16 protein-coding genes are annotated in these 18,277 nt (G+C 74.1%); 4 read left to right on the top strand and 12 right to left on the bottom strand.

Features of this window, described 5'->3' with window-relative positions; all coding sequences use genetic code 11:
• Positions 1-101 precede the first annotated feature (101 nt).
• The gene (locus tag ACIP5W_RS03610) at positions 102-1,523 is read left to right on the top strand and encodes a lipase maturation factor family protein (RefSeq protein WP_401466131.1); all 1,422 of its coding nucleotides are present in this window, start codon (positions 102-104) and stop codon (positions 1,521-1,523) included.
• Here ACIP5W_RS03610 and ACIP5W_RS03605 read toward each other — a convergent pair.
• From ACIP5W_RS03605 to ACIP5W_RS03585, 5 genes are read right to left on the bottom strand one after another with little or no spacing between them, the layout of a single operon-like run.
• Positions 1,511-2,350 carry an amidohydrolase family protein gene (locus ACIP5W_RS03605; protein WP_401466128.1) on the bottom strand — a complete coding sequence of 280 codons (840 nt, stop codon included), beginning with the start codon at positions 2,348-2,350 and terminating at the stop codon, positions 1,511-1,513. The two genes, ACIP5W_RS03610 and ACIP5W_RS03605, sit on opposite strands and share 13 nt — an antisense overlap.
• Positions 2,347-2,505 (bottom strand): hypothetical protein, encoded by a 159-nt coding sequence (locus ACIP5W_RS03600; RefSeq protein ID WP_401466125.1) that lies wholly within the window; start codon positions 2,503-2,505, stop codon positions 2,347-2,349. Before ACIP5W_RS03600 ends, ACIP5W_RS03605 begins: the two co-directional genes overlap by 4 nt.
• Positions 2,502-3,512 (bottom strand): aldo/keto reductase, encoded by a 1,011-nt coding sequence (locus ACIP5W_RS03595; protein WP_401466122.1) that lies wholly within the window; start codon positions 3,510-3,512, stop codon positions 2,502-2,504. The genes ACIP5W_RS03600 and ACIP5W_RS03595 overlap by 4 nt, the downstream gene beginning before the upstream one ends.
• Positions 3,509-4,264, bottom strand: a complete 756-nt coding sequence (locus ACIP5W_RS03590) for an SDR family NAD(P)-dependent oxidoreductase (RefSeq protein WP_401466119.1) — start codon at positions 4,262-4,264, stop codon at positions 3,509-3,511. The genes ACIP5W_RS03595 and ACIP5W_RS03590 overlap by 4 nt, the downstream gene beginning before the upstream one ends.
• Entirely contained in the window at positions 4,243-5,604 is a 1,362-nt protein-coding gene (locus ACIP5W_RS03585) for an enolase C-terminal domain-like protein (protein ID WP_401466116.1), read from the bottom strand. Before ACIP5W_RS03585 ends, ACIP5W_RS03590 begins: the two co-directional genes overlap by 22 nt.
• A gap of 145 nt (positions 5,605-5,749) precedes the next feature.
• Between ACIP5W_RS03585 and ACIP5W_RS03580 the strand changes: the two genes are divergently transcribed.
• Both ACIP5W_RS03580 and ACIP5W_RS03575 read left to right on the top strand, forming a co-directional pair.
• Positions 5,750-6,484 carry a FadR/GntR family transcriptional regulator gene (locus ACIP5W_RS03580; RefSeq protein ID WP_401466113.1) on the top strand — a complete coding sequence of 245 codons (735 nt, stop codon included), beginning with the start codon at positions 5,750-5,752 and terminating at the stop codon, positions 6,482-6,484.
• 73 nt (positions 6,485-6,557) lie between these two features.
• Positions 6,558-7,907, top strand: coding sequence for an amidase (locus ACIP5W_RS03575; RefSeq protein WP_401466110.1), 1,350 nt, complete (start codon positions 6,558-6,560; stop codon positions 7,905-7,907).
• A 101-nt stretch (positions 7,908-8,008) separates the two neighbouring features.
• Here ACIP5W_RS03575 and ACIP5W_RS03570 read toward each other — a convergent pair whose 3' ends face one another.
• The 6 genes from ACIP5W_RS03570 to ACIP5W_RS03545 form a co-directional block, all read right to left on the bottom strand.
• The gene (locus ACIP5W_RS03570; RefSeq protein ID WP_401466107.1) at positions 8,009-8,182 is read right to left on the bottom strand and encodes a hypothetical protein; all 174 of its coding nucleotides are present in this window, start codon (positions 8,180-8,182) and stop codon (positions 8,009-8,011) included.
• A gap of 929 nt (positions 8,183-9,111) precedes the next feature.
• The gene (locus ACIP5W_RS03565; RefSeq protein WP_401466104.1) at positions 9,112-10,605 is read right to left on the bottom strand and encodes an SDR family NAD(P)-dependent oxidoreductase; all 1,494 of its coding nucleotides are present in this window, start codon (positions 10,603-10,605) and stop codon (positions 9,112-9,114) included.
• Between the two features lie 103 nt (positions 10,606-10,708).
• On the bottom strand, positions 10,709-12,049 hold the full coding sequence (locus tag ACIP5W_RS03560) for a wax ester/triacylglycerol synthase family O-acyltransferase (protein ID WP_401466101.1): 1,341 nt from the start codon (positions 12,047-12,049) through the stop codon (positions 10,709-10,711).
• A 203-nt stretch (positions 12,050-12,252) separates the two neighbouring features.
• Complete coding sequence (gene glgC, locus ACIP5W_RS03555) at positions 12,253-13,473, bottom strand: glucose-1-phosphate adenylyltransferase (protein ID WP_401466098.1); 1,221 nt, start codon at positions 13,471-13,473, stop codon at positions 12,253-12,255.
• A gap of 50 nt (positions 13,474-13,523) precedes the next feature.
• Positions 13,524-14,693 (bottom strand): glycogen synthase, encoded by a 1,170-nt coding sequence (glgA, locus tag ACIP5W_RS03550; RefSeq protein WP_401466095.1) that lies wholly within the window; start codon positions 14,691-14,693, stop codon positions 13,524-13,526.
• 46 nt (positions 14,694-14,739) lie between these two features.
• A complete protein-coding gene (locus tag ACIP5W_RS03545) occupies positions 14,740-15,495 on the bottom strand; it encodes a (2Fe-2S)-binding protein (RefSeq protein WP_401466092.1) in 756 nt (251 codons plus the stop codon).
• Between the two features lie 304 nt (positions 15,496-15,799).
• On the opposite strand from ACIP5W_RS03545, the gene ACIP5W_RS03540 reads away from it, so the two are divergent.
• Complete coding sequence (locus ACIP5W_RS03540) at positions 15,800-17,053, top strand: DMT family transporter (RefSeq protein ID WP_401466089.1); 1,254 nt, start codon at positions 15,800-15,802, stop codon at positions 17,051-17,053.
• Here ACIP5W_RS03540 and ACIP5W_RS03535 read toward each other — a convergent pair.
• On the bottom strand, positions 17,043-18,236 hold the full coding sequence (locus ACIP5W_RS03535) for a transglycosylase family protein (RefSeq protein ID WP_401466086.1): 1,194 nt from the start codon (positions 18,234-18,236) through the stop codon (positions 17,043-17,045). The two genes, ACIP5W_RS03540 and ACIP5W_RS03535, sit on opposite strands and share 11 nt — an antisense overlap.
• Positions 18,237-18,277 lie beyond the last annotated feature (41 nt).

Below are 18,277 nucleotides of genomic sequence, written 5' to 3'. Positions count from 1 at the left end.
TTTGCCGGATTCTTCGACTGGGAGGGGAACGCGTGCGTGATGCCTCCCGGCGTGGAACACGAGGGGTGTCAGGACGGGGGACGCGAGAGGAGCGGGCATCCGTGGAGTGGTTCACCGCACCCGACCACTGGCTGAGCCGGACGGTCTTCCAGCGGGCTCTGGCCTGCGTGTATCTGGTCGCCTTCGGCACTGCGGCGCTCCAGTTCCGGGCGCTGCTCGGCGAGCGCGGAATGCTGCCGGTCGCCCGGTTCGTCGAGCGCGTGCCGTTCCGGCGGGCGCCGAGCGTGTTCCACCTGCGCTGTTCGGACCGGTTCTTCGCCGGGTGCGCCTGGACGGGCTGCGCGGTGTCGGCGGCGCTGGCCGTCGGCGTGGACTCGCTGCTGCCGCTGTGGGCGGCGATGCTGCTGTGGCTGGTGCCGTGGGCCCTGTACGTGTCGATCGTCAACGTCGGCCAGACCTGGTACGGCTTCGGCTGGGAGTCGCTGCTGCTGGAGACCGGGTTCCTCGCCGTGTTCCTCGGCAACGACGAGGTGGCGCCGCCGTTCGTGGTGCTGTTCCTGCTGCGCTGGCTGCTGTTCCGCGTCGAGTTCGGCGCGGGTCTGATCAAGATGCGGGGTGATCCCTGCTGGCGGAGGCTCACCTGTCTGGACCACCACCACGAGACCCAGCCGATGCCCGGTCCGCTGAGCTGGTTCTTCCACCATCTGCCGAAGCCGCTGCACCGGGTGGAGGTGGCCGCCAACCACGTCACCCAGCTGCTCGTGCCGTTCCTGCTGTTCACCCCGCAGCCGATCGCGACGGTCGCCGCGTCCCTGATGATCCTCACCCAGCTGTGGCTGGTGCTGTCGGGCAACTTCTCCTGGCTGAACTGGATCACGATCGTGCTGGCCGTCCCCGCGCTCGGCCTTCCCGGCGACGCTCCCCCGACGCCCGACGCCCCGCTCTGGTACGTGGTGGTGGTCCTGGCGGTGGCCGCCTTCCTGCTGTTCCTCAGCCACCGGCCGGTGCTCAACATGCTCTCGCGCGGGCAGGTCATGAACCGCTCCTTCGACCCGCTGCACCTGGTCAACACCTACGGCGCGTTCGGCAGTGTGAGCCGGGTGCGCCACGAGGTGGTGATCGAGGGCACCCTCGACGAGGTGCCGCGGGAGGACTCCGACTGGCGCGAGTACGAGTTCCGGGGCAAGCCCGGCGATCCACGGCGCTGGCCGCGTCAGTTCGCCCCCTACCATCTGCGGCTGGACTGGATGATGTGGTTCGCCGCGCTCTCCCCGGCCTACGCCGGGCCCTGGTTCGGGGCGCTGGTGGAACGGCTGCTGGAGAACGACCGGGCCACGCTCCGCCTGCTGCGCCGCTCCCCGTTCCCGCCCGGCGAACCCCCGCGGCACATCCGCGCCCGCCTCTTCCGCTACCGGTACACGAGCCCGCGGGAGCTGCGGGAGACGGGCGCGTGCTGGAAGCGGACCTACGTGCGGGAGTACCTGCCGCCGACGCGGCTGGCGGGGTCGGCTCAGAGGCCGTAGACGCGGGTGGCGGTGGCCTCGAAGACCTGTCCGCTCTCCTCGGCGCTCAGGTGGCCGGTCAGCTGCCTGGCCGTCTCCAGGACCTGTCCGTAGCCGGCCACGAGCGTGCACACCGGCCAGTCCGAGCCGAACATCAGGCGGTGCGGGCCGAAGGCGTCCAGGGCGGCGTCGGTGTACGGCCGCAGGTCGGCGGCCGTCCAGGTGGCGGGGTCGGCCTCGGTGACCAGGCCGGAGAGCTTGGCGACCGTGTTGGGCAGGGCGGCCAGCGCGCGCAGGTCCGCCTCCCAGGACGCGCGGGCGCCGGAGGCGACGGGTGGTTTGCCGAGGTGGTCCAGGACGAACGTGAGACCGGGATGCGCGGCGGCGGCCCGTACGCAGGCGGGGAGCTGGCGGTCCAGCACGACCAGGTCGTACACCAGGCCGGCGTCGGCGACGGCGGCGAGTCCCCGGGACACGTCCGGGCGCAGCAGCCACTCCGGGTCGGGTTCGCCCTGGACCTGGTGGCGGATGCCCTTGAGGTGGCGGCCGCCGGGGAGCTCCCGCAGCCGGGCCAGTTCGTCACCGACGCCGGGGCGGGTCAGGTCGGTCCAGCCGACCACGCCCGCGACCAGGTCGTGGGCGGCGGCGAGGGCGAGGAACTCGGGGGTCTCCTCGGCCACGGTGACCGTCTGCACCAGGACGGTGCGGTCGACGCCGGCGGCACGGGCCTCGGGTGCGAGGTCGGCGAGGGTGAAGTCGCGCCGCAGCGGCCGGAGTCCGGGGCCGCCGAGCCAGTCCTGGTCGCGCACGGACAGGTCCCACACGTGGTGGTGGGCGTCGACGGTCACGGCAGCTCCCGTACCGCGGGCAGGCCCGCGTCGGCGTCTCGGCCCGGGTGGTCGTGCCCGATGCGGGGCGGTTCGGCCGTGCGGGGCTGCCGGGCCGCGCCGGCCGGGAGCCGCCGGCGTCCGGCGCGGCGGCGGGCGTGCCGAGCCGCCCTCATGACGGCTCCCGCGCCGGGTTGCGCGGTGCCTTCTCGCCGGGGACCGGGGCGTCGGGCGGCAGGAGACCGGTCTCCCGCAGTTCCCGCCAGAGCGCCGGGGGGACCATGGCCCCGAACTGGTCCGCGCAGTCGTCGGCTTCGGCCGCCGAGCGGGCGCCGACGAGGACGCTCGCGACGGCCGGATGGGCGGCGCAGAAGGCGAGGGCGGCGGCGCGCAGGGTGCTGCCGTGGCGCTCGGCGACGGTGCTGAGATGCTGGGCGCGTTCGATCAACTCATCAGGTGCTTGGGCATAGTTGTAGGTGGCGGTCGGTTTCGGGTCGGCCAGCAGGCCGGAGTTGAAGGCGCCGCCGATGACGACGGACGTGCCGCGCTCCTGGGCGGCCGGCAGCAGATCGGTGAGCGCGCTCCGGTCGAGGAGGGTGTAGCGGCCGGCGCACAGCACCACGTCGACGTCGGTGTCGCGGACGAAGCGGGTGAGCATGGCGGTCTGGTTCATGCCGGCGCCGATCGCCCCGACGACGCCCTCGGAGCGCAGCCTCTCCAGGGCGGGGTAGCCCTCGCGGAAGGCCGCTTCGGCGTGGTCGTCGGGGTCGTGGAGGTAGACGACGTCGACGCGGTCGAGGCCGAGGCGGGTCAGGCTCGCCTCCAGGGTGCGGCGGACGCCGTCGGCGGTGAAGTCCCAGACCCGGCGGTGGGTGGCGGGGACGGCGAAGCCGTGGGCGAGGTCGTCGCCGCCGGCCGCCGATGGCTCCAGTCGGCGGCCGACCTTCGTGGACACCGCGTAGTCGGCGCGCGGGTGCTCGCGCAGGGCGGCGCCCAGGCGGCGTTCGGAGAGGCCGAGGCCGTAGTGGGGCGCGGTGTCGAAGTAGCGCACGCCGCGCCGCCAGGCGGCGGCCACCGTGGCGTGGGCCTGTTCGTCGTCGACCTCGGTGTACAGGCCCGCGAGGGGGGCGGCGCCCAGGCCGAGCCCGGTGACCCGGACGCCGCTGCGGCCGAGGGTGTTCACGAGCCCGCCGGACGCAGCCGCAGGCCCTGCATGCCGCCGTCGACGGCGAGGGCGGTGCCGGTGGTGGCGCCGGACAGGGGGCTCGCCAGGTAGGCGATGGCGCCCGCGACCTCGGCGGCGCTGACGAGGCGGCCGCTGGGCTGACGGGCCTCCAGGGCCGCGCGTTCGGCGGCCGGGTCGTCGGCGGCGTCGAGCAGGCGGCCGATCCACGGGGTGTCGGCGGTGCCCGGGTTGACGCAGTTGACGCGGATGCCCTCGCGGACGTGGTCGGCGGCCATCGCGAGGGTGAGGGCGTGCACGGCGCCCTTGGTGGCGCTGTACAGCGCGCGCCGCGGCAGGCCGGCGGTGGCCGCGACGGAGCACGTGTTGACGACGGCGGCGTGCGCGGAGGCCCGCAGATGGGGCAGGGCGGCCCGGGCCGTACGGACCATGCCGACGACGTTGACGTCCAGGACGTGGTGCCATTCGGCGTCGTCGTTGTCCTCGACGGTGCCCTGGGCGCCGATGCCCGCGTTATTGACCAGGACGTCCAGGCCGCCCAGTTCGGCGACGGCGGCCGCGACGGCCGCGCGCACGGAGGCGTCGTCGCGGACGTCGGCGCGGTGGGCGAGCAGGGGCTCGCCGACGCCCGTCGGGTCCAGGTCGAGGACGGCGACGGTGGCGCCGCGCTCGGCCAGCAGTTCGGCGGTGGCCCGGCCGATGCCGGAGGCACCGCCGGTCACCAGGGCGGTCAGCCCCTCGAAGTCGTGCACGCCGCCTGCTCCTTCCGGCCGGTGGGGTCGGCGGCCCAGAAGGCGCCGCCGGGGTAGGTGTACCGCGCGATCGACTCCGGACGCATGGCGGCGGAGAAGCCCGGCGCGGTCGGTGCCGTGTAGTGGCCGTCCCTGATCACGACCGGGTCGAGGAAGTGGTGGTGCAGGTGGTCGACGTACTCGATGACGCGGTCCTCGGTGGTGCCGCTCAGGGCGACGTAGTCGAACATCGACAGGTGCTGGACGAGTTCGCACAGGCCGACGCCGCCGGCGTGCGGGCAGACGGGCACGCCGAATCTGGCGGCGAGCAGCAGGATCGCGAGGTTCTCGTTGACGCCTCCGACGCGGGCGGCGTCGAGCTGGAGGACGTCGAGGGCGCCCGCCTGGAGGAGCTGCTTGAAGACGACGCGGTTGTGGACGTGTTCGCCGGTGGCGACCTTCACCGGGGCGACGGCCTCGCGCACGGCGGCGTGGCCGAGGATGTCGTCGGGGCTGGTGGGCTCCTCGATCCAGTAGGGGTCGAACTCGGCGAGGGCGCGGGTCCAGCGGATCGCCTCGCCGACGTCCCAGCGCTGGTTGGCGTCGACGGCGAGCCGGATGTCGGGGCCCACGGCGGCGCGGGCCGCGCGGCAGCGCCGGATGTCGTCGTCGAGGTCGGTGCCGACCTTCAGCTTGATCTGCCGGAAGCCGTCGGCGACGGCCCCGGCGGCGAGGCGGGTGAGCTTGTCGTCGTCGTAGCCGAGCCAGCCGGCGGAGGTGGTGTAGGCGGGGTAGCCGCGTTCGAGCAGGTGGGCCCGGCGGGCGTCGGCGCCCCGTCGGCCGCGGCGCAGCAGGGTGAGGGCCTCGTCGGGGGTGAGGGCGTCGGTGAGGTAGCGGAAGTCGATCTGCCGCACCAGCCACTCGGGGTCGGCGTCGGCCAGCAGCCGCCACAGGGGTTTGCCGGCGCGCTTGGCCGCGAGGTCCCAGGCGGCGTTGACGACGGCGCCGATCGCCATGTGCATCACGCCCTTCTCGGGGCCGAGCCAGCGGAGCTGGCTGTCGCCGACGAGGTCGCGGCTGAGGGTGCCCGGGTCGGCGCAGAGGTCGTCGACGGACCGGCCGACGACGTGCTCGCGCAGGGCGCTAATCGCGGCGACCTGGACGTCGTTGCCCCGGCCGATGGTGAAGGCGAAGCCGTGGCCCTCGTGGCCGTCGGCCGCGTCGGTGCGCAGGACGACGTAGGCCGCCGAGTAGTCGGGGTCGGGGTTCATCGCGTCGGAGCCGTCGAGTTCCCGGGAGGTGGGGAAGCGGATGTCGTGGGTGTCGACCGCGATGACACGGGCGGGGTTCGGGGGCACCATGCCCGCATACTTATCAGACCACTTGCCGTCCCGGGCACCCCTCGGACGCGAAAATCGCGCCATCGGTGCTGGATTGGTCGGACCAGTTCGGTGGTTAGACTGCGCGCACCGGCGAACCGCGCCCACCGGTGACAGGAGAGGTGACGTGAACGAGTCCCCGCCAGGCGGGCCGCCCGCCGCCCCGAAGGGCACGGTGACGCGGCGCGCCATCGAGCGGATCAAGGCGATGATCGGCGAGGGCCTGCTGGAGCCGGGCCAACGGCTGCCGACCGAGCGCGACCTCGCGGCGGAGCTGGGCATCTCGCGCAGTTCGGTGCGGGAGGCGGTCCGGGCGCTCACGGTCATGGGCGTGCTGGAGGCCCGGCACGGTTCGGGCATCTACGTGACCCAGCTGCGGGCCGGCGATCTGCTGGAGACGTTCGGCGTGATGGCCGACCTCTCGCGGGGCCCGCGTCTGGTGGAGCTGCTGGAGGTGCGGCGCGTCCTGGAGTCGACGGCCGCCGCCCTGGCGGCCGCCCGCATCACCCCGGAACAACTGGAAGCCGTGGAAGGCCACTTGGCGGCGATGAACGCCACCGACGACCCGGAGGAGATCCTCGCCCGCGACCTCGCCTTCCACCGCGAGATCGCCGCGGCGGCCGGCAACGAGACGATGGCGGCGATCCTGGAGGGCCTGTCCTCACGCACCTTCCGCGCCCGCGTCCGGCGCGGCCGGCGGGAGGAGGGCGCCTTCGCCCGGACCCGCCGGGAGCACGCCGCGATCCACCGCGCCCTGGCGGCCCGCGACCCGGAGGCGGCACGGGCGGCGGCCGCCGCCCACGTGGGCGGGGTGGAACAGTGGCTGCGGGACGGGGCGGGCCGCGAAGACCCCTCGACGTGACGCGCTCCGCGGGGCACAGTTCTCCCTGTACTCGCCAGTAGCACCCCGCACGCCCGCACACCGAGGAGCGCCTGTGACCGAGTGGGTCGGCCGGACCGCCGTGGAGATCGCCGCCGCCGTACGCGAGAAGCGGGCCGAGCCCCGGGCGGTGGTGGCGGAGCATCTGGAGCGGATCGCGCGGCTGGACGGGCGGATCGGGGCGTTCCGGGCGGTGCGGGCCCAGGCGGCGCTCGCCGAGGCCGACGAGGTGGCGGCCCGCGCCGACCGGGACCGGCTGCCGCTGGCCGGCGTACCGGTGGCGGTCAAGGACAACCTCGCCGTGCGGGGCGAGTCGACCCGTGTCGGTTCGGCCGCGACCCCCGCTGCGCCCGCCGGCGCCGACCATGTCACCGTGGCCCGGCTGCGCGCGGCCGGAGCGGTGGTGGTGGGTCTGACGAACGTGCCGGAACTGTGCGTCTTCGGCACCACGGAGGGCGTGCACGGCACCGCCCGCAACCCGTGGGACACGTCGCGCACGGCGGGTGGTTCGTCCGGCGGCAGTGCGGCGGCGGTGGCGGCCGGGATGGTGCCGATCGCCCTCGGCAACGACGGCATGGGCTCCTTGCGCATACCGGCGGCCAACTGCGGACTGGTCACGGTCAAGCCGGGCCACGGCGTGGTCCCGGCGGGGATCGGCGACGGCGACTGGTTCGGGATGTCGGAGAACGGTCCGCTGGCGACGACGGTCGAGGACGCCCGCCTGATGCTGTCGGTCCTGGCCGGCGCCGAGGCAGCGGGGCCGGAGGAGGAGTACGGCGCGTTGCGGATCGCGGTGTCGGTGCGCAGCCCGCTGGCCGGAGTGCGGGTGACCGGACCGTACGTGGCGGCGGCGCGCGAGGCCGCCGGGGCGCTGGCGCGGTCGGGGTGTCAGGTGCGGCGGGCCGAGCCGCCGTATCCGCTGACGCTGGGCGTCACCTCGCTCGCGCACTGGACGGCCGGTACGGCGGTCGACGCGCGGTCGCTGGACCCGCGCCTGCTGGCCCGCCGCACCCGCGTGCACGCGGCGCTGGGGCGGCGGTTCCTGGGCGGGGTGCGCGGCGGGACGGCGCGCGAGGAGCTGCGCCGGCGCCTGGAACCCTTCTTCGCGGAGTACGACGTGCTGCTCACCCCGGCGCTCGCGCGGCGGTCGCCGAAGTCGGCGCCGTGGCACGAGCGGGGCTGGCTGCGCAATGTGCTGGCGAACACGAACTACTCGCCGCTGACGCCACCGTGGAACCTGACCGGCTGGCCGGCGATGGCGGTCCCGGTCGGCACGCTCCCGTCGGGCGCTCCCACCGCCGTCCAGCTGGTGGGGCTGCCCGGTACGGAGGCGCGGCTGCTGCGGGTGGCCGAGCGGCTGGAGGAGCTGCGGCCGTGGCGGCGGACGGCACCGCTCGACCGATGAGCGGCCGGGGTCCGCGGGCGCGGTGCCGCCGGGGCCTCGTGTCGCACGGGCGTGCTGTCCGCACGCCCATGCGCCCGGCGGTCGCGAGCGGTCCGCCGACGTCAGTCGACGCTGGGCAGGATGTGGGGTTCGTTGAGGTCGTCCTCGTACCCCGCCAGCCGGATGGGGGCCGAGCGGGCCCACACGTCGAGGCTGCCGATCTCTCCGGGCCGGCGGCCCGCACGCTCGACGCGTTCCTTGGGGCGTTGCTCGCTTTTCGTCTTCTCCGGTGTCACCGCGCACTCCTTATGTGTCGGTCACCCTCGGGGCGTGCCGGTCGGTCTGCGGATCCGGCGTCTGGCGCCCCTCGGGTCTGGCTCAAGGGCAGTTCTGACGCGGTGGCGCCGGCAAACTCCAGAAGGAGCAGGCCGCTGTGAACCGGCTTGTCCCATGACGGACGGTGGGTGTGGGGTGGCACTCCGTCCTGCTGCCCGTCGGCTACAGAGTAACCAGATGAGCGGCATACCGCTCGATCGGGCTGAAAATTTGGGGTAACCATGGCAAGTCACCCATGTGTCCCCGCAGATGATTCAACCCTTTCCTCCCTGGAAGCACCCTTTGACCTTCACTCGTACGGCGTACACGGACGTGCAGGCGTGCCGTCACCGTCGCGCGGTTCAGGTCCCGTTGACGCGGCCGCGAACTCGCCGTGCTCCGCTGACGCACCGCTACGGCTGTCCCGCGGGAGGGACCGACGCATGGAGCTGCGCGGCATCGGTGCGCGGCATCGGTGCGCGGCATCGGTGCGCGCGGCGTAGGCGCGCACGACCCACGCGCCGCAGACCGCCGCGCTGCTCGGTGGGCGGGTGGCGGGGCTGGTGCGGCGGCACCGTCGGCACGGGCCGGCCGCCGCCGACCTGGCCGTGCCGCGGCAGGCCGACGAGGACGGCCGGGTCGCCGGGTTCGACGCGGGGCTGCTGGAGGACCGGCGGACCGTGCTGGAGCCGGTGGCGGCCCGCACCTCACGGCTGTGCGCCGTCGACCGGCACAAGGCCGCCGGCCGCCGGCCGTCAAACGGCCGGGGTCGGTCGGCCGTCAGACAGGTGGGGCAGTCGACCGTCTCACGGCCGGGGGCCGTCGGCCGATTCGCGGCCGGGAATGGCCGACTCGCGCCCGGGGGCGGCCGGCTGACGGCCCGTCACCCACTGCCCGCCGAGTGCCGCCGTCACCACTTGCCGGGTGCGTAGTCCTTGAGGAAGACGCCGTACAGGTCCTCGCCCGACTCGCCGCGCACGATGGGGTCGTAGACGCGGGCCGCGCCGTCGACCAGGTCGAGCGGGGCGTGGAAACCCTCCTCGGCCAGGCGCAGCTTGTCGTAGTGCGGACGCTCGTCGGTGATCCAGCCGGTGTCGACCGAGGTCATCAGGATGCCGTCGGTCTGGAACATCTCCTGGGCGCTGGTCCGCGTCACCATGTTCATCGCGGCCTTGGCTGCGTTGGTGTTCGGGTGGCCGGCACCCTTGTAGCCGCGGCCGAAGACGCCTTCCATCGCCGAGACGTTCACCACGTAGGCGCGCTTGCCGGAGGCCCGGCGCGCCGCCTCGGCCATGGCCGGGCGGAGTTTGCTGATCAGGATGAAGGGCGCCGTGTAGTTGCACAGCTGGGTCTCGAGCAGCTCGACCGGGGAGATCTGCTCGATGGTCTGCACCCAGGTGTTGGTGTCGACTACGTCGGGGACCAGGCCGCCCGCGTCGATGGCGGTGCCGTCCAGGTGCCGGGCGACGCTGGCGTTGCCCGCGACCAGGGCGAGGTCGGCGACCCGCTGCGCGTCCATGCCGCTGGTGCCGAGGGGCAGCGCGGCGAGGCCGTCGACCGCCCCGGAGTTGAAGGCGCCGATGACGTGGTGGGCGGGCAGCTCACCGGCGGGCAGCGGGGCGCCCTCGCCGTCGACCAGGGCGGCGTAGGCGGAGGGCAGCCGGCGTACGGTCTGCGTCGCGTTGTTGATCAGGATGTCGAGCGGGCCCTGCTCGGCGACCCGGTCGGCCAGCGCCACGGCCTGTGCCGGGTCGCGCAGGTCGATGCCGACGACCTCCAGGCGGTGGATCCAGTCCGCAGCGTCGTCCATCGCCTTGAAGCGGCGGATCGCGTCCTTCGGGAAGCGGGTCGTGATCGTGGTGTGCGCTCCGTCGCGCAGCAGCCGGAGCGCGATGTACATGCCAATCTTGGCGCGGCCGCCGGTGAGCAGCGCGCGCTTGCCGGTGAGGTCGGCGCGGGCGTCGCGGCGGGCGCGGTTCTCGGCGGCGCAGTCCGGGCAGAGCTGGTGGTAGAAGTAGTCGACCTCGACGTAGCGCGTCTTGCAGGTGTAGCAGGAGCGGGGGCGCTGGAGTATCCCAGCGATCGCCCCCTCCTCCGTGCGGGAGGAGGGCAGGATGCCCTCGGTCTCGTCGTCGATGCGCTGGGCGGAGCCGGTCGCGGTGGCCTCGGTGACGGCCCTGTCGTGGGCGGTCTTGGCGGCCCGGCGCTCCTGGCGGCGGCGCTGCTTGACCGAGCGGTAGATGCCGGCGGTGGCCCGGCGCACGGTGATCGCGTCGGGGTGGTCGACGTCGAGCTTGTCGAGTTCCTCCAGTACGGCGAGGCAGACCGCCAGCCGCTCCGGGTCGATGCCGGGCCCGTGCACGACCTCGTCCATGGCCGCCGGGCCGTCCTCTGTCACCGTCATCGCGCTGCCGTTCCCCTGCTGCCCCGTGCGGCGCTCCGACCGCGCCCGCTTTCGAACCGGGAATTCTACGGAGCGCCGGGCCACCCCTCCAAACCCGCGCGGGTCAAGAGCCGCAGGCCGTGATGAGCGTCTCCACCTCCGTGGCCAGCGCCCGCGCGAACCGGTCGAGATCGGGGACCGCCTCGGCGTCCGCGACCAGGCCGAAGTGGACGAGGCCGCGGTACGTCGAAATCGCCACCGCCAGGGACTGGCCGCGGGCGAGCGGGGCGTAGGGGTAGATCTCGGTCACCGGGTTCCCGGCGAGCTTCAGGCCGATGCCCGGCAGCGGGACGCTGGTGACGAGGATGTCGAACCAGAGCCGGGCGGCCTGACCGACCAGGGGGCCGCCGAGGCGGTGGCCGAGGGCGGGGACGTGGTCGGCGAGCAGGGCGACGGCGCCCGCGCCGCGGCCGGGTCCGGCGTCCTTGTTGCGGTCCATGGCGGCGCGGACCGCGCCGAGCCGGCCGAGCGGGTCGGGATCGTCGACGGGCAGCCTCATCAGGTACCCGGAGAGCCGGTTGCCCTGCGGGTGGGCGGTGCGCGGACGGCGCTGGGAGACGGGGATGAGGGCGCGCGGGGTCACGCCGGCGCTGCCGTCGCCGCGCTCGTCGAGCCAGGTGCGCAGCGCCCCGGCGACGACCGCGATCAGTACGTCGTTGACGGTGCCGCCGACGACCTTGCGCACCCGGTGCACGTCGTCGAGATCGACGGCCACGCCGCCGGTGCGGCGGGTGCCGGTGGGCCCGGCGGTGAGGGCGGTGGTGGAGCGCACGCCGAGGGTGTGGACGGCGACGGAGGCGCCGATGTCGAGGGCGCGGCCCACGTCGGACAGGGCGTCGGACAGGGCGCCGCGCAGCAGGCCGGGCAGTGCGCGCACCTCGGGCAGGCCACGGGCCGGCGCCGTCGGGCGGGGCCGGGGCGCGGGCAGATCCATGGGGTCCAGGACGGCGGCGGCGAGGGTCAGCGCGCGCAGGCCGTCGGCGAGGGCGTGGTGGAACTTGAACAGCACGGCGAAGCCGTCGCCCGCCTCGCCCGGCAGGACGTGCGCCTCCCACGGGGGCCGGCCACGGTCCAGCGGGTGCTCCATGAGCCGCCCGGACGCCGCCTGGAAGTCGGCGGTGGGCGCGTGCAGGTGCACGTGGTGCAGCGGGTCGAACTCCGGGTCGGGCTCGCGGACGGCGCCGCCGAGGGAGAACGGCGCGGTGAGCGGCCCCCACACGTCCCGGATCCGCATGCGCAGTCCGGGGACGGCGGCGGCCCGGCCGGCGAGCAGGTCGGCGGCGTGGGCGGCGGCGGTGGCCGAGGGCGCCGCGAAGACACCCAACGCGCCGAGGTGCATCGGGTTCCCGGGAGTCTCGATGTTCCAGAACGCCAGGTCGAGGGGTGCGAGCGGATCAGCGGTCACGGGCTTGCCTCGCGTCGACGGGGAAGGAGCCAGTAGTCAATCGCCCCCGCACGATCACGGTCAAGCACGATCAGGCTACGTACAGTTAAGAACTCGTTGCGTATGCGTCAAAAGGAGTATCGGCTTCGAAATGGTGATCGACCGGGCCGCCCGGCCGGCGCCGCTGCCGTGTACGGCACTTCCCCGTCTTCTCCGTACTGCGCTCACGACACCCGCTGCCCCTTGCCCAGGGCGATGACGCCCGCCTTCGACACCGAGTACAGCTCCGCGTCGCGCTCCGGGTTCACGCCGATCGTCGCGCCGGGCGGCACCTCGACGTTCTTGTCCAGGATCGCCCCGCGCACCACCGCGCCCCGCCCGATGTGGACGTTGTCGTGCAGGATCGAACCCTGTACGACCGCCCCCGGGTCGACCAGGACACCCGGCGACAGCACCGAGCGGGAGACCTGCCCGCGGATGAGGCAGCCCGCACTGATGATCGACTCGCTGGCGATGCCGCCCGCGTTGAAACGGGCCGGGGACAACTGGCCCGAGTGGGTGTAGATCGGCCAGCTGCGGTTGTACAGGTTGAAGGCGGGCCGCTCGGCGATCAGGTCCATGTGGGCGTCGTAGTACGCGTCGAGCGTGCCCACGTCCCGCCAGTAGCCCTGGTCGCGGGTGGTCTCGCCCGGCACGTGGTTCTCGCTGAAGTCGTACAGCTGGGCCTCACCGCGGTCGGTGAGCTGGGGCAGGATCGAGCCGCCCATGTCGTGCACCGAGCGTTCGTCCTCGGCGTCCCGCTGGAGCGCCTCGATGAGGGCCTTGGTGGTGAAGACGTAGTTGCCCATGGAGGCGAACACGCACTCCGGGTCGTCCGCGAGGCCCGGCGGGTCGGCGGGCTTCTCCAGGAACCGCTCCACGGTCTGCCCGTCCGAGCCCGGCGTGATCACGCCGAAGGACGCGGACTCGGTGCGCGGCACCCGGATGCCGGCCACCGTCACGCCCGCGCCGCTGTCGATGTGCTGGGCGAGCATCTGGCGCGGGTCCATGCGGTACACGTGGTCGGCGCCGAACACCGCAACGTACTCGGGCCGCTCGTCGTAGACCAGGTTCAGCGACTGGAGGATGGCGTCGGCGCTGCCCAGGTACCAGCGCGGGCCGAGGCGCTGCTGGGCCGGGACCGGGGTGACGTAGTTGCCGAGCAGGCTCGACATCCGCCAGGTCGTGGTGATGTGCCGGTCCAGCGAGTGCGACTTGTACTGGGTCAGGACGCAGATGCGCAGGATGTCGGCGTTGACGAGGTTGGACAGCACGAAGTCGACGAGACGGTACGTCCCGCCGAAGGTGACCGCGGGCTTGGCGCGGTCCGCCGTGAGAGGCATCAGGCGTTTGCCCTCGCCGCCCGCCAGCACGATTCCGAGGACCGAAGGTCCACCACGACGCATGGCCGCTCCCCTCACCCTGATTGATCCATTGCTGCCCCGCTCGGGGCGCGCTACGCCTGTTTGAGGGTGTCCTCGTACAGCCGGACGGTCCGCCGGGCGACCGCGTCCCAGCCGAACTCCTCGACCGCGCGCACCCGCCCGGCCTCGCCCATGCGGCGGGCCGTCGCCGGATCGCCCAGCACGGAGTCCAGGGCCCGCGCGAGACCCGCCTCGAAGGCACCGGCCCCCTCGTCCCCCTCCGCCACGGGGACCAGCAGTCCGGTCGCGCCGTCCTCGACGACCTCCGGGATGCCGCCGACCCGGGAGGCCACGACGGGCGTGCCGCAGGCCATCGCCTCCAGGTTGACGATGCCGAGCGGCTCGTACACCGAGGGGCAGACGAAGACGGCCGCGTGGGTGAGGAGCTGGATGACCTCCGGACGCGGCAGCATCCGCGGGATCCAGTGCACGCCGTCCCGGGCCCGGCTCAGTTCCGCGAACAGCTCACGGAACTCGCGGTCGATCTCGGGGGTGTCGGGCGCGCCCGCGCACAGCACGACCTGGGCCGCCGGGTCGATGTCCCGGACGGCACGCAGCAGGTGCGGGACACCCTTCTGGCGGGTGATGCGGCCGACGAACAGCACGTACGGGCGGGCCGGGTCGACGCCGATCCGGTCGAGGGCGTCCGTGCGGTGGTCGGGCCGGTACAGGGCGGTGTCGATGCCGTTGTGGACGACGTGGACCCGGGCCGCGTCCAGCGCCGGGTAGCAGGCGAGGATGTCCTCGCGCATCGCGCCGGACACGGCGACCACCGCGTCGGCGGCCTCCAGGGCGGTCCGCTCGGCCCAGCCGGAGAGGCGGTACCCGCCGCCCAGCTGCTCGGCCTTCCAGGGCCGCAGGGGCTCCAGCGAGTGCGCGGTCACCACGTGCGGGACGCCGTACAGCTCCTTGGCGAGATGGCCGGCGAGGTTGGCGTACCAGGTGTGGGAGTGGACCAGTTCGCGGTCCTCCAGCGCGGCGGCCATGGCGAGGTCCACGGAGAACGTGCGCAGCGCGTCGTTGGCGCCGTCGAGGACGGGCCAGGAGCGGTGGCGCCGGACGCCTTCGGCACGGCCCTCGCCCCAGCAGTGCACCTCCAGGTCGACCAGCTCGCGCAGCTCCCGGGCGAGGAACTCGACATGGACGCCCGCCCCGCCGTACACGTCCGGGGGGTACTCCCGGGTCAGCAGTCCCACTCGCACCCGGCAACCCCCTGGATTCGCATGTGAAGGCCGGTCCCCTTCATGGTCACCCAGACGGGCCGCGGAGGAAAGAGCGCAGGGGCCGTGGGAAGCAACAGTCACCGCAGACCCCGCCGCCGGGCACCCGGTAGTAGAGACAGCAACTGCGGCGGCGGAAGGCCGTGCCGGTGGAAATTCCGGTGCCGGTCAGGAGGGGGTGGACGAGGAGTTCGGCGGTGAGGGCGCGGGAGCGGGCGGCGGCGTCGGGGCGGCCGTTCGCCCGCGCCCAGCCCTCGAGCTGCCGGGCCGCGCCGGCCAGCGCCGAGGCGGCGTTGCCGCGCAGCAGACCGGGGGCGACGCGGTGGCGGGCGCGCAGGGCCGCCGCCAGCGGTTCGAGGTGGCCGTGCAGGACCGTCGCCGCCAGGGTCCGCGCGTCGCCCGGCCGGGCACGGACCTCCGTCAGCCACAGGTCGTCCGGGGCGCTGCCGTCCGGATCCCAGCGCAGCAGTCCCGGCGCCAGGTCGGGCTGGCCGCCGTAGAGGACGGCGCAGCCGAGCGCGACCGACCAGAGCCGGGCCGCGAGACCCTGGTGGGCCAGGGAGGCGGCGACGCGCGGCTCGGGCGCGCGCAGGGCGCGGGCCACCTTGCCGACGCGGAGGGCCAGGGGGTCGCCGTGCGCGCCGGTGGGCGCGGCGGAGTAGGCCTGCGCGAGCGTCGGCAGGAGCCGGTCCGGCTCTCCTGCGGGGGCGGTGGGCGGTGTCGTGCGCAGGGCGAAGAAGCCGCCCAGGGCGCGCAGTGCCGTCAGTCGGGGGTCGAGGTCCACGACGTGCAGTAGTACCAAGGAGGGCCGGGGCCGCCGTCGGGGGGATGCCGCAGGCACGGGGCGCCGCCGCCCCGGGGACCGCTGCCGTCGGGGAGATCCCCGGGGTGTCCCGTCGGGGAGATCCCCTGCGTGTCCCCCCACCCTGGGGAGGAGTGGAGGCGCTTCCTACTCCATCGGTAGTAGGACTCATTGAGTGCTCAGGGACGACGACGGGAACAGATCGACAAGGCATCGTGTTTGCCATGAGAGCCGACCGTTCACCGCGCCGGGCCCCGGGCCCCCGCCTCACGCAGAGGAGCAGCTCATGAGCGCCCTCGCGTTGTCCGTGGTCCTGTCGCTCGTCTCCGCCGTGGCGTACGCGGCCGGGGCGATCGTGCAGGAGCAGGTCGCGGTGTCCTCCCCCGACGAGCAGTACGCCCCGCTGCGGCGGCCCGGCTGGTGGGCGGCGGTCGGGCTGAACGGTCTCGGCGGCCTGCTGCACGTCGTGGCGCTCGCGTACGGTCCTCTCAGCCTGGTCCAGCCGCTGGGCGCGCTGACCATCGTCTTCGCGCTGCCGATGGCCGCGCTGTTCGTGGGCCGCAGGGCCGGGGCGACGGCCTGGCGCGGCGCCGTCATGGCGACCGTCGGCCTGGCCGGTCTGCTCTCCCTGGTCGGCGCGGCCGACGCGCAGTCGCTCAGCACCCCGCAGCGGGTGGGCGCGGCGCTCGTCACGGGCGGCACCGTCGTGGCGCTGATGGTCGCCGGCCGGGCCGCGCACCGGCACCCGGCGGTGCGCAGCATGCTGCTGGCGACCGGCTCCGGCATAGCCTTCGGCATGTCGTCGGTGTTCACCAAGACCGTAGCGGTCGACTGGACCGACGGTGTCTCGGCGGCCGACCTGCCCTCCCTGGCCGTGATCGGCGTCCTGGCCACGGCCGGCATGCTGCTGTCGCAGGCCTCCTACCGCGGCGCGGGGCTCGCGGCCCCGCTGGCCACGCTGACCGTGGTGAACCCCGTGGTGGCGGCGGCCGTCGGTATCACGATGTTCGGCGAGACCTTCCGCCACGGCACCGCCGGCACCGTGCTCGCCCTGAGCTGCGGTGTGGTGGCGGCGGGTGGCCTGATCCTGCTGACGACCGAGCGGCTGGCGAGCACCCGGCCGGAGATCGCCGGCCCGCGGCACGAGGAGACGCGGGCGGTCCCCACGGGCGTCGTGGCGCCCGCGGCCGACCTCCTCGTCGCGTTTCCGGAACCTGCTGACGGCGCTGTCGCGGCGCGGCCGCTCGCGGAGTTCGCCGCAGCGGCCGCCGCGGAGCGGATGGCTCTCGCGTTCCCGGAGCTGTCGGCCGGACCGGCCGTCGTCCCGGCGTCCGCGGAAACCTCCCCGCGGGTGACCGACGCCGTGCCGGCCCGGGTGGTGGCGCAGGAGCCGGTGGTTCCCGAGGAACCGCTGGTGCCGGTGGCGTCGGTGGTGGCGGATCCCGCGCCCGTGCCGCTGCCGCTGTGCGGGCCGTTCTACGGCGGGCCGTACGTCCCGATGCCGGTCCTGGACCGGCACCGGGTGCGCATCAGATCCTGACGCCGCCGGCCCGCAGATAGGCCAGGGGATCGATGTCCGAGCCGAATCCGGGCCCCGTCCGCACCTCGAAGTGCAGATGCGGGCCCGTGCTGTTGCCGGTGGAACCGGAGCGGCCGATGCGCTGACCGGCGCCCACGGACTGCCCGTCCCGCACGGAGATCGCGGACAGGTGGGCGTACTGCGAGTAGCGCCCGTCGGAGTGCCGGACGACCACCTGGTAGCCGAAGGAACCGCCCCAGCCCGCGCTGACCACCGTGCCGGGGGCGACGGACTTCACGGACGTGCCGGTGGGCACGGGGAAGTCGACGCCGGTGTGGTAGCCCTTCGACCAGGAGGAACCCGTCGCGTGGTACGGCGTGCCGAGCCCGGCGTCGACAGGAGCGACGAGGGAGTGGCCGGCCGACTTCTTCTCCGTGGCCGACTTCTTGCCCGTGGACTTCTTGCCCGTGGACTTCTTGTCCGCGGTTTCCGTTTCCGTGGACTTCTTCTCGGCCGGCTTCTTCTTCCCCGGGGCCTCGGTGGCCACGGCCCGACCGCGCAGATCCAGCCGCTGGCCGGGCACGATGAGGTCGGGATCCGTTCCGATCGTCGTCCGGTTCGCGGCGTACAGCCGCCGCCAGCCGCCCCGGACGTCCTTGGCGTCGGCGATCCCCGAGAGGGTGTCGCCGTGCACGACCGTGTACATCCGGGCGGTGCCGGCCCGCGACTGGGGTGTGGTCTGCGGCTGGACGTCCTTGAGAGTGCTCGCCGGTCTCGCGGCGGTCTTCGCGGACGCGCCGGCCGGCTCGACGTCGGGGGCGTCGCCGCCCGCGGTCAGCCCCGCCCGGACCGAGCAGGCCGGCCAGGCGCCCGGCCCCTGGCCGTCCAGCACCCTCTCCGCCACGGCGATCTGCTGGTCCTTGGTGGCCAGATCCGCGCGCGGCGCGTACCGGGTGCCGCCGTACGCCTCCCAGGTGGACCGGGTGAACTGCAGGCCGCCGTAATAGCCGTTGCCCGTGTTGATGTTCCAGTCGTTGGTCGACTCGCAGGCGGCGACCTTGTCCCAGGTGTCCACGTCCGCCGCCTCGGCGGCTCCGGCGCCGATGAGCGGGATCGCCATGCCGGCGCCGCCGACCGTGACGGTGAGCGAGGCCCGGTTGATCCTGTTCGGCTGATACCGGCGGTGCCGGCCGCGTGCGGCCATGGAGATCCCCCTCGACATGCGTCAGGAGGGGCAAAAGTACG

The sequence above is a fragment of the Streptomyces sp. NPDC088766 genome, from assembly GCF_044750845.1.
Classification (GTDB): Bacteria; Actinomycetota; Actinomycetes; order Streptomycetales; family Streptomycetaceae; genus Streptomyces.
This window is presented reverse-complemented; position numbering and strand designations above follow the sequence as displayed.